At 54.1% G+C, this 13,111-nt stretch carries 8 protein-coding genes; 5 read left to right on the forward strand and 3 right to left on the reverse strand.

Features of this window, described 5'->3' with window-relative positions; genetic code table 11:
- Positions 1-194 precede the first annotated feature (194 nt).
- Positions 195-728 (reverse strand): hypothetical protein, encoded by a 534-nt coding sequence (locus BB347_RS09610; protein ID WP_076581694.1) that lies wholly within the window; start codon positions 726-728, stop codon positions 195-197.
- 319 nt (positions 729-1,047) lie between these two features.
- Here BB347_RS09610 and BB347_RS09615 point away from each other — a divergent pair, with 319 nt between their 5' ends.
- From BB347_RS09615 to BB347_RS09625, 4 genes are all read left to right on the forward strand, one after another.
- Entirely contained in the window at positions 1,048-2,580 is a 1,533-nt protein-coding gene (locus BB347_RS09615; RefSeq protein WP_076580939.1) for a S8 family peptidase, read from the forward strand.
- A gap of 167 nt (positions 2,581-2,747) precedes the next feature.
- Positions 2,748-2,870: a hypothetical protein gene (locus BB347_RS19800; protein WP_257787604.1), complete on the forward strand. Its 123-nt coding sequence runs from the start codon at positions 2,748-2,750 to the stop codon at positions 2,868-2,870.
- Entirely contained in the window at positions 2,867-6,127 is a 3,261-nt protein-coding gene (locus tag BB347_RS09620; RefSeq protein WP_076580941.1) for a helicase-related protein, read from the forward strand. The genes BB347_RS19800 and BB347_RS09620 overlap by 4 nt, the downstream gene beginning before the upstream one ends.
- Positions 6,120-9,737, forward strand: coding sequence for an Eco57I restriction-modification methylase domain-containing protein (locus BB347_RS09625; RefSeq protein WP_076580942.1), 3,618 nt, complete (start codon positions 6,120-6,122; stop codon positions 9,735-9,737). The genes BB347_RS09620 and BB347_RS09625 overlap by 8 nt, the downstream gene beginning before the upstream one ends.
- Positions 9,738-9,752: 15 nt before the next feature.
- Here the strand turns inward: BB347_RS09625 and BB347_RS09630 are convergent, their stop codons facing one another.
- Together BB347_RS09630 and BB347_RS09635 are read right to left on the reverse strand one after the other, a co-directional pair.
- Positions 9,753-10,364 (reverse strand): hypothetical protein, encoded by a 612-nt coding sequence (locus BB347_RS09630; RefSeq protein WP_076580944.1) that lies wholly within the window; start codon positions 10,362-10,364, stop codon positions 9,753-9,755.
- 745 nt (positions 10,365-11,109) lie between these two features.
- Positions 11,110-12,021, reverse strand: coding sequence for a serine/threonine-protein kinase RIO2 (locus BB347_RS09635; protein ID WP_076580946.1), 912 nt, complete (start codon positions 12,019-12,021; stop codon positions 11,110-11,112).
- Positions 12,022-12,254: 233 nt separating this feature from the next.
- Here BB347_RS09635 and BB347_RS09640 point away from each other — a divergent pair, with 233 nt between their 5' ends.
- A complete protein-coding gene (locus BB347_RS09640; protein WP_076580948.1) occupies positions 12,255-13,091 on the forward strand; it encodes a lipoate--protein ligase family protein in 837 nt (278 codons plus the stop codon).
- The last annotated feature ends 20 nt before the right edge of the window (positions 13,092-13,111 follow it).

Below are 13,111 nucleotides of genomic sequence, written 5' to 3' on the forward strand. Positions count from 1 at the left end.
CCGCGGATCACATCCCGACCTGTGGTGGCGTCGACCGCCGAACAGGTGCCCACTGATGCCCGCGACTCAGCGAGACTACGTGTTGGTAGCCAACTCTCGAGTATAAGGGCTTCGAACTCCGAAAGCGGATTCACCGAACTGAGACACCGACTGAAACGCGGGCGAGAATCCCACCGCACGTGTCGATAAACCGCTCAACGCACCAGCGGAACTCGCTTGTGCAGTCCAACTGGTGTGACGCCGTTGATTGTCGCAAACACAGCCCCCAGTACCAACCCGTAAACGAGGTGACCGAGTGCAAACACGAGCGCACTAAGCAACTCTCCAGCGACGCCCGGAACTGGCAGGAACGGAAGGGGAAACGTCGCGATGCCGGCACCCTGCATTGCGACTGGAAACAAGAGCCCCCCGGCAAAGAGACCGAGGACTGCCCCGAAGAGTAAGCCCCCGATCACGTAGTCGGTGAACGTGGCCACCTGTTCTTGCACCATCGGCCTCGAGGCGACAGCGGCGAACAGCAGTCCAAAGACGACGCTGAGCGACAGGTGAACGGTCCAGCCGACCGCGACTGCTACACCCGTTCCTGGAATAAGCCCTCCCAGTAATTCGACCAAGTTCGCGCCGAAGTGGAGTACCAGTCCCATCGCGATTCCGGCAACTAGGCCACCAATGAATCCACCACCCCAGATACCGGTACCGTCGGTCGCATGCATGTTATTGACACCCATGTCACAATATACGCCCCCATAGTGGATTAAACTGACCACTCGTCGATAGTAGTTACTTATCGGTACGCGTACCAACGGAGCCAATCGAGTGAGTGCGCTCGCCGGGGACAGTAATTGAGTACTGTCGACAGTCAGAACGCGAATTCCGAGAACGGTAGTGCTCGCATCGATACTGGCGGAACAGCCACCAATCACGAGTAGAACGAGTTCGAAATCGATGACGAGACCTGAGTGTTTTTAGTTCCGATTTGTACAGTTTAAAACTAGTTACCGAGTTAATAGTTACCAAGTCGCAACGAAAGAGGCGATACGGGATACGATGCAACCCGACGACTCAACCAATCGACGAACTCGACGCACAGTACTCACAGGAATCGGTACCGGAGTTACCGGTAGCGTTGCACTCTCCGCCACGGGAACAGCCCTCGATCTCGGCGATGCACTGGAGGGACTCACCGCTGTCGGTGACACGCTCGTCGACGACGATCTCGATCTCGGAAGCGAAATACTCCAGGAGGTGCTCGTCGTCTTCGAGTCGAACGACGATATCGTCCGCCTCGAGGCCCTCGATGTGGAACTCTCGATCGGCTTCGACGTCCTCCCGATCGCGTACGCCGAACTACCGGGATCACTCATCGAACTCGTCGCCGAGTGGGACGAGGTCCGATACGTCTCCTCGAATTACGAACTCGAGTACCACAACGACGACGCCCGGAGCGACACCAACGCGGACGCGGTACAGGTAGGTGACGGACTCGAGACGGGCTATACCGGCGAGAACGTTCACGTCGCGGTCATCGATTCGGGTATCGATGGAGCGCATTCGGACCTCGAGGCCGATCTCGAAGCGAATTACCGATACATTGGAATCCCCGAGGTACAGGACGAACCACTCTGGTGGGAAGAACTCGGGAGCCTCGACACCGACCGCAGCGGTCATGGAACGCACTGCGCCGGCAGTGTCGGTGCTACCGGTGGCAAGAGCGACGGCGAGTACGCGGGGATGGCACCCGACGCCGATCTGACGGTGTATTCGGTTGGTCTGGCTGGGCTCCTGATGGTATTCGTCGTGGCAGCGTACGACGACCTGCTCAGTCGTCAGCGCGACGGGGAACACGATATTCAGGTTGTTTCGAACTCCTACGGGACGGTCGAAGACGATCGGCCGTTCGTTCCCGACGATCCGATGAACGTCGCGACGTGGCACGCTCACGACGCGGGGATCCTCCCGGTGTTCTCGGCGGGCAACGACGGCCCCGACCACGGGACGTTGAGCCAGTTCGCAAAGGCGCCACACGTCCTCGGCGTTGGGGCAACCGACGACGAGGAAGCCGTCGCGGACTTTTCTTCGCGCGGACGACCACAAGACGGCTCGTTCGACGAAGACAACCACGACCGTGAGCTCGCGTACGAAAACCTCACGCAACACTTCGACGACGTTCCCGAAGACGAAATCGACGGTCCACTAGGTCTCTACCGCACCGGCGTCACCGCGAAGGGAGAGGACGTGGTGAGCACGCTCAATCCGGTGGATCCGCTAAACATCGTCGAGCCAAACGAAGAACTCTACTACGGCCCCATGTCCGGCACCAGCATGTCCTGTCCCGTCACCGCTGGCTGTGCCGCGTTAGTCTACGACGCGGCAATCGAACACGGCGACGAGCCACCCGATCCGATGGACGTTCTCGTGACGCTCGAGGCGACCGCGGACGAACAACGACACGAGTCCTACACAGCCGAATCCGTCGGTGCCGGCTACGTCGACGCGCTCGCGGCGCTCGAACACGCCGAATCTGGAACGTTCGCGACGTTCGACGACATCGATATCGCACCGAGTAGCGACGCCGAGTAACCGTTCTCGGCGCATCCCGATACGTTTTCTTTCCAAATTATCCAGATGAACTGAGAGGTGGGAGGACAACTAAAGGAGGCATATAAGTGTACTACTGGTATACTTTTGGTGAACTGGAATGACGCCTCGACAGTACATTTATGGAATGGTCCTCCGACCTCACACTCATGCCGACGATTAAAGTCCAAGAGTGGACGAAAGAACGTCTGGAAGAAATCAAAGACGAAGAAGACCACACGTCACTTGATTCAGTCATCAAGTCACTACTAAAAGAGCAAGAAAACCGATGAGGGATATTGGAAACCGGGTTATCGATAACAATGCTGGCTTGTTGACGGATGAGAAGGAGGGCAGTGTCCAAGATGTCTTTGAACACTACCTGAAGAAGGCAATTGAGGAAGACCGTGCGAACAGCTTCCGAATGGATATTGGAACGGGATTCCTCTTTTTCTCCGGATTTGAAACGATCTCAGACACCTTTCAGGAATTAATTGAGACGGACACCATTAGTCAAATCGAAGATCCAGACTGGGGGACTGAGGCACCCATCAGGGTTGTAATGGGGCCAGAAACCTCCAATCGAACGAAATCAATCTTGCTCTCTCTTGTCACCGATCAGGTCATCGAGTACGATGACGAAGCAATCGAAGTTCTTCGACAGCTCATCAAACGGGACTTGGTTGATTTCCGGGTTATCACCGACCGTAAGTTCCACCCAAAACTGTACAGCTTTTATCTCCGCTCTGATGTCCCAGATGACATTTGGGCTGGTTCGGCTAACTTCAGTAAAGGAGGGCTGCAAAATAACATCGAACTCTCGGTTCAAATGCAGACCGGGAATCAGGATCGAGAGCTGTTTCGGGAGTGGTTCGACAAGTTGTGGGAATACGGTGAAGAAGATCTTGATGTATTAGAAGTTCTTGAAAACGTTCAACAGAGCGACTACGTATACCAGCCACCGTCGGTCTTCTTTGCCAAGCTCATTCGTTACCTTGACCGAGACTACTTGTTGGACAGCACCACCTCGACCGATGGATCACCGCTCTTGGAGTATCAAAATTTAACGTACAACATCGTGATGGAGCGACTCCAGCGTTACGGAGGATATATTCTTTCGAACAGTGTAGGGACTGGCAAGACATACGTCGCTGCGCAAACTGCAGCAACCTATCAGCGCCGATCACCAGATAAAGAAATCCTGGTTATCGCTCCCTCAAACGTTACCGAAGAGTGGATAGAAGTGTTCGAGGAATTCAACATCGACTCCGAAACAGAATTCCTCTCGATGGGGATGTTGCAGAAACAACCACTTGAAGAGGCAACCGAGGGTGATCGCGTCTTTGACTATCGTGAATACACCGACCGGTTCAGTCTGATTATCGTTGATGAGGCTCACAACTACCGGAACGACAGTAATCGGCGCAACAACCTGGAAGACATTATCCGCCAGAATAACGATTCTGACGTACTCTTAACGAGTGCTACACCGATCAACATTAGTCCCGAAGACCTATTCTCTTTGATCGACTTATTTTATCGGGCAGGAAGAGTACAACAATTCGAGAAAGCCGGTCTGAAGTCCCATTACGAGAGCACCAGACAAGAACTGAAGCAGTTAGACAACTACGACGATCTAAGCAATAGCCTTATTCAGGATATCAAAAAGATCGAGAACGAACTGTCCATTAAGATCACATGGCGGATTATTCAAGAGGAATTCAAAGAGGATCTTCGGGAATTAGCGGGTGATGATGTTGAGTACGACGATCCCGAAATCACCGAAGAAGAGTACGACTACCCCTCCCGGTATCAGAGCGAAGTTTTCGAGGAAATTGTTCCCTTCCTTGATCAACTCAATTACGAACCCTCGAAACTTTGGGACGGTCAAGGGTATCAGGACTTCGATAACCTAATCTTCCGACATAAGTGGCGGTTATACAAACGGCTGGAAAGTAGCCTCAAAGCATTTCACGACAGTATCGACAACCTGCACAAGCGTTTTATTTTGTACTATGAGTCACTCAAGAGAGATATCGCGATCGAGGAAAATGACGTGTCCTCGTTGTCTACCAGTGTTGACCCACAGGAAGCCGCCAATGCAACTGATTTCGAACGACTGGAAACCGTCGTCGGTACCTACCGGACTCTCGATTCAGACCTTCAGGAGAAGGTACTTACGAACCTCAAATCGGACATCGATCTGATTGGACAGATGTTAGATCGAATCAGGTCCTCGTTCGGCCAATCCTCGACCGTCCCCTATCCTGGCGACCGGAAGGTTACGCGACTACGGTCGATCATCGAAGACGAACTGACTAAAGATAAGCCAGTTGTTATATTCTCACAGTACAGTGATACGGTAGAGTACCTGTATCAAAGCCTCTCTTCAGAATTCGGGGGTGTACGACGTATTCACGGTGGTTTGTCTAAAGACAAAGAAGAGTTCGTATCCGCCTTCAACCGCGGTGAATTTGACGTCATAATAACCACAGACATGTTAGCAGAGGGGGTCAACATTCCGCGCGCGGACGTCATCGTAAATTTCGACCTTCCGTACAATCCGATTACGCTAATTCAGCGAACTGGCCGTGCATTACGCATTACGAACCCGAAAAAGGTCGAGGTCCATAACTTCCGGCCAGCAGATTCCATTGACCGAGAGCTGGAACTTTACGAAAAATTGGACGCTCGACTCGACACTATACTGGATATCGTGGGCCTGGACTTCATCGTCTGGTTGATGGATGAGAAGAAGGTCGAGCAATTGCACGAGGACGAACGTGAGGAGTACGTCGAGAGTTTAGCGGACTACAATGAAACAATAGCCACCTCCGACCCAAGCGAGATCGCTCCGGAGCAAACACCACCGGAGGAGACGCGGACTGATCGTATTCTGCGGCGGGCGATTGACACCTATAACCTGACGTCCGACGATGTGACAGCAGTCTCACCATCGATACGACGGCCGATTTATACTGTGTTGAAGCCCTCCGGTCGCCAAGAGCAAAACACCGCTGATAGCGACGCTGAGGTTCGGGAATCGGTACTGTCTGACTTCGCTATCCTTGGTGAGACTGGGGGTGCCCCCTCAATTTGGACTCCGTTACACCGGAGTGTAAAAGCCGGACCGAGTGACGAGGAACTTACCGAGAGTGATATGGGTACCATCGAAGAAATCCGAGAGGAACGGCAAGAACAGTACAACCGAGAGCGAGTCACAGCTGGTCAATTAGGCCGTGCAGCTTCGCAGTTAGTTGGCCAGGTTGAGGATGCGATGGATCTGATTTCTGACGAGGAAATGATGGAGACACTAAGTGCTGTCCGGGGACGATTGGAAGCAGACACGTACACAGTCCCCCAACGAAATAGCCTGGCGGACAACCTAACGTCGATTCAAGAAGAGGACTACAGTTGGATGGCGAACCCCGACAACGAAATTCGCAACTCACCAGAATGGCAAACAATTATTCAAATGTCCGAGAAAGGGGCGGGCAAGTCCGGAGAAAGCGAAGTGAAGGCTGTCATCAAATACCAGAACAATGACTAGCGAAATGAGCTATCCGAATACGTTGGACGCGACACCGACGGAAAACGTCAGCGGTGATTATGGGTATGAATACTTAGTGAGTGCGGGGTACTTCGAGGATCCAACATCGGACACTGTAACGTACGACTCTGACCACGATGTCAAGTACCGATTCAGTATTGAGGGCTCTGTACGGATCGCGTACTTCGAATTCCCGATGGCAAATGTCCCTCGGGATACGCCGAAGAAGATCGCGCAGGAACTGAAGCGGAGAACCCGTCTGCAGTACTTCTGGTTCTTCGACCCGGAAACCAACCGTGTCCAAGTATTCCGTGCGTCCCGGGGGAACTTCCAGTTCATCTACAACCCCAACATCCACACCGGTACGACGGCAGGAAGTAAACTCGATAAACTGGAACAGGTCGCTGAAGACATCAACGTCCTTTTCGACTACAAGGACGTTGTTGACCGCTTCTACCGAGAGCTCTGGGACCACCGCTCCGACCTCGCAAGTTCCCTCACCACGAAGAGCGGATACACGCTCAGTAAGCAAGAGGAGCTCCTTTCCGCGCAACGAATCATCGACCGCTTAATTTTCCTCTACTTCCTCGTTGAACGCGGCGTCGTTATCCCCGTGAACGATTCCAAGGAGATGGTTCCAGGGAAAACAGACCGCGTGTTCAACACGCTCGTGGACGAGCACGATGACTTCTGGACGCTCCTCCAAACCATCTTCTTCGACCGGCTGAACTCCCGAAACACCAACGGCGTTAAATTCACCGGTTCCTACTGGCTCTCCGTCCCGTACCTAAACGGCGGGCTCTTCCAACCGGAGGACCTCACCACGACGGACGGAACCATCGTCTCCGAGGACGAAGAACTCGTCGTTGAAGACTTTGACTGGGACGCACTAATCAGCGAACTCAACGAGTACAACTGGCTTCTGGACGGACTGGAGGGAACAGACGAAGATGAAGCAGACACCGTCGGAAACCTCACCCCGGCCGTCTTGGGGTACATCTACGAGAAGTTCGTCATTTCGGTGAGCAAAGTAGGCGATGACGTCCGGCTTAGTGATTTAGACGCTTCCGAGCGAAACGACCTGCTCTCCGAGGGTAACAGCGAGGTCGGTGCGTACTACACCGGTGAGGACATAACCGACTTCAAAGCCCGCCGTGCGCTGTGGGAAGGCCTACTGGAGAAGATTGACGAAGACCTCGACGAAGGAAAAGCACCGACAGCCCTCAATCCTGACGACCTGTACCGGGCTGGTGAGAACCAAACCGAGACAATTGAATCTAACCAGAAGGACGGCTTCGACGTCCTTTACGAGGCTTACGAAGCCTCCCCGGAAGTCTTGGAGTACCTAGATTCGAAGCTACAAGAGTTGAAAGTGTGTGATCCTGCAGTCGGGAGCGGCTCGTTTGCTCTCGCAGTAGCGAACACGCTATTCGGGTGGCGGTCGATGTGTCGACCTCACACCGATGAGTACGTACTCCGGCGACAGATCATCGCCCAGAACATCTTTGGTGTAGACATCCTCGAGGGGGCAACGGAAATCTGTAAGCTACGGCTGTGGCTGTGGCTGATCAGCGCGACTCCAGTAGCAACAACCGAAGGTGCACTCGTAGACGAACGTGACGAGATCCCACCCTTGCCGGACATCACGTTCAATATCCGAACCGGAAACAGCCTGCTTGGGTTCACTGAAACCGCTACAGCAACCGGGAAACAGCACACTTTGGGTTCTTCTACGATGGAGAACCAACTACGACAATATGGGGAAGATGTTCGTGACTATAGAGAAGCTACTGACCCCGAGAAAGAGACGAAGCGTAAGCTCGAACGTCGCCACGACGACCTGAAAGAAGATCTCGATGAGTGGTACGCAGGAGCTCAGAGCGATTCGAACAACAATCGTCTCTCGATTTCCGATCACGTTGATGACGTGAGTGCAGCATGGGACAGTCTGAATGCGGCCCCACAATCCTCCACGACACTCAGCATCAAAATCCCGGACGGAATACCCGAATCCGTTGACGAATATTTGGAAAGTCAGGAGTTCACCACGTACAAATACAAGGCACGGTTGGACAGCCCGACACTCAATAAGCAGGGTGTCGAGAACATCTTCGACCAACTCCGGGAGCACTTCTCAGACCCAGACGATTGGAGTGTTCTCATCGAACGGGAGTACGCCGGACAAGACTTCCGAGAAGACAAACTGGATGCGTGTCACTGGCCCCTCGAATTCCCGCTCGTGTTCATGAAATACGGCGGGTTCGACGTCATCATCAGCAATCCACCGTACGGGGCGTCCGTGAGCCCGGAAGCGGAACCCTTGTTGAAGAACGAGGCCAACTACGAATGCCAAGGGACGAATGACTCCTGTGAGTGGTTCTACGAACGAGCACTGGACCTCGTGCATGAACAGGGAGTCATCTCTTACATCGTCAACAAGAGCATAGCCTTCTACAGTTCGTGGTCCGACATTCGGGAACGACTGCTGGAAGAAACCGAATTCAAGCACGTCTTCGATGTCGGACTCGGGTTCGTCGGAGTGAACCTCGAAACCATTGCCATAGTCAATACTCTCGGTAGTAATGGCCGGACAAGTGTCCCAACTGTACACCGAAGTAGAGACCTTCGAAGTACGACTGCGAACCAGCCGGTCCACCTTGGGTGGGTGGACCAGGAGTTCATGATGGACTCGAAAACCATCATTTTCCGACCGATAACTGACGATCAGAGCGACGTTCTGAAACGGCTGCGCTCTCACGACCGTCGTCTTGGCGACGTAATGTCTACCGAAGACACGACGAGGCAGTTGTATATCCCGGATAGCAAGAAGAAGAAGTTGGACGATGGCGACGACCACTACATCAACAAAAACCCGTGGGTTCAGGAGTTCTACTTGGAGGACATCTGGCACAAGGACCTCAGTGACTACCAGGACTCCGTTACCGAATACGCCGTTCCTCGCGTCATGTTGAAGGTACTCCGTGGTACCCGACTCCGGGCGTGGATCGACGCAAATGGAGAGGTAGTGGGTACGGAGAAGCTCGTAAATGTGCCCCTCGCAGACAGCAGTCCGGAGGAGATCGCATTCGTATACGCAGCACTCAACCACCCGTGTGCCTCCTACTACCTGCAGAAAGCAATTTTCTCAGAAACAACGGAGAGTGCACGGGTGATGGACGGACAGTACTCTAAACCGATCCCGATTCCAGCGGTTCCCTCTACCATCGAAACCCCAGTGGCACATCTCGCGTGGGCACTTACGCTAGCCAAACAACTGAACCACGACTCCAACCGGGATCTTTCAGATCAAATAACAACCCTACAGACCAGCCTGAACGCAATTCTCAGCTCTCTGTACTTAGACATCCACTCAGAAACGATCAACCGTTGGTGTACTACTGTCGGCAGCGAAGGGGCAGAGACGGAACGGTTTCAGGAATTGTTTAACCAGTTCTACACTGAACAGTTCGCCAACCGGAACGGCAGTCCGGAACAGTACTGGGACGAAATCGAAACAGTAGTGGACTCAACAGCCAACGCTGTCTCGCAGTGGGATACTGAACAAATATTGAATTCACACGAGATGGAGATTATCGAGGAAGTCCTCTAAAGTCCTCGGCGGAAATTAATGAAGGTCTCGAGGGTCACTACTACTTTCGCGGTTGATCTTCCGGAACCACGTGCTAAACTCATCCCAATCCATCCCATTCCCTGATTCTGGAATTGGCTGTGTGTCGATGGGTTCAGCATCGTAATCATTGAAATCAGCGCTGAGGTCAATGTCGTTGACCTGTATGACGTGAGCCCCCTTATCTTTCGCAATGTAGTAGTAAACTTTCTCCTCCTCGTCGGTTCCTGGAGGAATTCGGATATAGGGCTGAGGGATACAGTCGTCCGGTACACCGTCTTCTGATTCAGCCTCTCTTACCGAGTAGTTTACGAGAAAGAGCACTCCGTCAAGTGCTTTCGTCAGCTGCCACAGCGACACGAACTTTCGTCCGTTTTTGTGCCAATAATTGTTCGGATGACTTGCATGAATGTCGAGTCGGTCCCGCCATTTGTACGGGGGATCAGAAAACGGCCCGCCGAGTTTCAGAAATTCAAATAGTACCCAACCCATTTCTGGATGGTTCAGCAAGCGTTCCACGTTAACCCCGAAGGTAGGATCATCGCCTAAAGCCTCTTTCACGAAGAGGACTTCAGTCGCGTCTTCCTTGGCCAGTTTCTTACTAGACATGTAATAGACGATGCAGGTAAAACGATATAATACCACTGGCTGGAGAGCGGAATTGAATACACTGTGTCATAGAACGAGTCGCACAACTCCGATTCACTTTTGGACACCAGCCGTCACTGACAGGTTCCACATGTGATTGTTGGGGGGTGGTGTCGCAGTTTGAGCCGTAGCTAACAGCGCTAGTGTAAACCACGTATTGTTTTGTACGCTCGTCCCCTCCGAACTTGTAGTATCCATCAATTCCATATTGCATTATACGATTTATTCTGACTGACCAACCGATATTTCTATCGCTACAAACCTCGCCGTGCAGCCTCTCTCATGGGTAAAACCATCTATAATCTAAATCGGGGTGCCAACAGGACACAGATCGACTCAGACACGTCGCCAACAGCACAACAGTGCAGGGTCGCCTTCGAGAAAGCTGTCGTAGACTCACGATCGGAACGGCGAGACGAATACCCGAAACGATGTACGCCTGATCGTCGACGTGTCCAGCGATCTGGTGTACACTGACGTGCAGTGGCTACTCTACCCGTTGGTAGGGCACCCGTCACCACACACCCCCTTGATCTCCTCGTCGGTATCCCCGTCACGAGAAGACACTGTGATGACCGTCCTACCGCGGTCGACGACACCGCTCGAGCACTCGTTTCGAAACTAAATTCAGCCACCGAGAGCCATCGACTGTCAACGTCGGGGTGCGTGGCTCGATCAGGGCAGTGATGACTCGTTCTTTCTTCGTTTACGCTCCGAGATTGGTCACCGTCACGAACGATTCGTCGGCGACCGAGTCAGCCAGTTCGTCGGTAGCGATATCGTCTGGAACGTGCTGGGGGTACTTCCGTCGGAAGTATCCGACAATATTACGCAAGTCGCGTCGGAGAAACTCGGCTGCATTTTCGTGGTCGGTCGGAACGGCCTGTGGCCAGTCGAAGATTTTCACGCCCTCTTCGCTGACGAAGACGTTGTACTCGCTCATGTCCGCGTGGACGTATCCGTTCGCGTACGCGTTGGCAACTTCGGAGAGGAGTAAGTCGAGGACGCCGAGTACCTGGTCAGCCTCGAGTTTCGTCTGGGAAAGCTCGACGCCGTCCATCTTCTCCATCACGATCGCGTGACGGTTCTGATCGATGGGGCGTGGAACCGAGACGTCGGGATAGAGCTCCTCGAGGATGTCGTACTCTCGCTCGGCGGCCTTGCGCGCGGTGTACATCCAGGAGACGTGGTCGTTGTCCGACGTGTAATCGCGTTCTTTGTGCACCTCGCGGAAGTTCGTGTAGCCCTCGCGGTGATACTTTAGCGCGTGTGGCTTGTACGATTTGACCTCGTAAACGTCACTTTCTTTGCCGACGCCCAGCGGGACACCGAACTCACTGATCGTATCGCGTTCGACGAGTGCACGCAAGGCGAGGGTATCGTATCCCTCAAATTGGAGGGTGTACCCCTCGTATTGGATCGTTTTCTTCTCGACTAACCCCCGTTCGAGACAGCGCTCGAGTCGGTAGTCGACTTCCTCTTCGGTTAGATTCGAGAACTTCGGTAGCTTTCCTCGCTGGACCCACTCGGAAAAGCGCATTCCCTGTTCGACCCCAGAGAGGAGATAGTAGTCTTCGGCCTCGAGTTCCGGTAGAAGACCGGCGACGTTCCGGACCATACCGTGCGATAACCGGCGAGTACGTAAAAGCGTCGTGACGTGAGTCTCGAGTGCGTACCCTCGCGGGCACCGACAACCCGGTCAGGACGATCGGAAAGCAAACGGGAGCGATCATAAACCGCATGCTGGGATAGTAAATCCGATCAGCGAGAGATTACCGACGCGTCGCGGACACCGGACGGAGAGCGCTTCTCGTCGCAATTCCTAACACGCTCGCCGGCGAGTACATCGATATGAGCGACCTCGCCGAGAGAGAGTGGCGGCTAATCCGGGATGATCCGCGCGAGGGACCACTCCAGATGGCCGTCGAAGAAATTGCCGCACGAACTGCACTCGAGGACGACCGCCGAACCGTCCGCGTCTACTCGTGGGAGCCGAGTACGCTCTCGCTCGGCTATCGACAGGAGCCGGAGACGGTCGATTGGGAGTACTGCGAGCGAAACGGGATCGACGTCACTCGGCGACAGACTGGCGGCGGCGGAATCTATCACGACAGCTACGCCGATATCTCCTACACGATCGTTGCGCCCGCAGCGGAGGTTCCCGGCGATCTGATGGACTGTTACGAGCTGTTTTGTGAACCGATCCTCGAGGGACTCAGGCGGATGGGCGTCGACGCGGACTTCGCCAGCGCCGAGCAGTCGTCGATCTACCAGCCCTCATGTTACCTCCGGGACATCAACCCGGCCCACGACGTCGTTGCACCGGCGAGTGCGGGTGCGGACGCGAAGAAAATCAGCGGGAACGCCCAGTACCGCCAACGAGACGTCGTCATCCAGCACGGCTCGATCAGTTACGACCTCGAGAGCGACCACCACGTCGGGGTGTTCGAGACGGACCTCGAGACGGACACGTTCGACGAGCGAGTTACGAGCATTCGAGACGAGGTCGGTATCGAGCGCGACGCGGCCGTCGACGCGCTCGCGACGGCACTGGCCGAGTGGTGTGGGGCCGAAGAAGGGACGTGGCGATCGAGCGAACTCGAGGCAGCGCGCGAGCTGGCCGATCGAAAGTTCGGTTCGGACGCGTGGATTCGCAATCGAGAGGTACTCGAGGCGGAAGAACACTAACGCGAAGAAAAGGGCTGGGA

This window comes from Natronorubrum daqingense (assembly GCF_001971705.1).
GTDB classification, from domain to species: Archaea; Halobacteriota; Halobacteria; order Halobacteriales; family Natrialbaceae; genus Natronorubrum; species Natronorubrum daqingense.

Bases quoted from the DNA above. Each gene is read 5' to 3' on its own strand.
- BB347_RS09610 (WP_076581694.1), bottom strand. From the start codon at position 728: ATGGGTGTCAATAACATGCATGCGACCGACGGTACCGGTATCTGGGGT.
- BB347_RS09615 (WP_076580939.1), top strand. From the start codon at position 1,048: ATGCAACCCGACGACTCAACCAATCGACGAACTCGACGCACAGTACTC.
- BB347_RS19800 (WP_257787604.1), top strand. From the start codon at position 2,748: ATGCCGACGATTAAAGTCCAAGAGTGGACGAAAGAACGTCTGGAAGAA.
- BB347_RS09620 (WP_076580941.1), top strand. From the start codon at position 2,867: ATGAGGGATATTGGAAACCGGGTTATCGATAACAATGCTGGCTTGTTG.
- BB347_RS09625 (WP_076580942.1), top strand. From the start codon at position 6,120: ATGACTAGCGAAATGAGCTATCCGAATACGTTGGACGCGACACCGACG.
- BB347_RS09630 (WP_076580944.1), bottom strand. From the start codon at position 10,364: ATGTCTAGTAAGAAACTGGCCAAGGAAGACGCGACTGAAGTCCTCTTC.
- BB347_RS09635 (WP_076580946.1), bottom strand. From the start codon at position 12,021: ATGGTCCGGAACGTCGCCGGTCTTCTACCGGAACTCGAGGCCGAAGAC.
- BB347_RS09640 (WP_076580948.1), top strand. From the start codon at position 12,255: ATGAGCGACCTCGCCGAGAGAGAGTGGCGGCTAATCCGGGATGATCCG.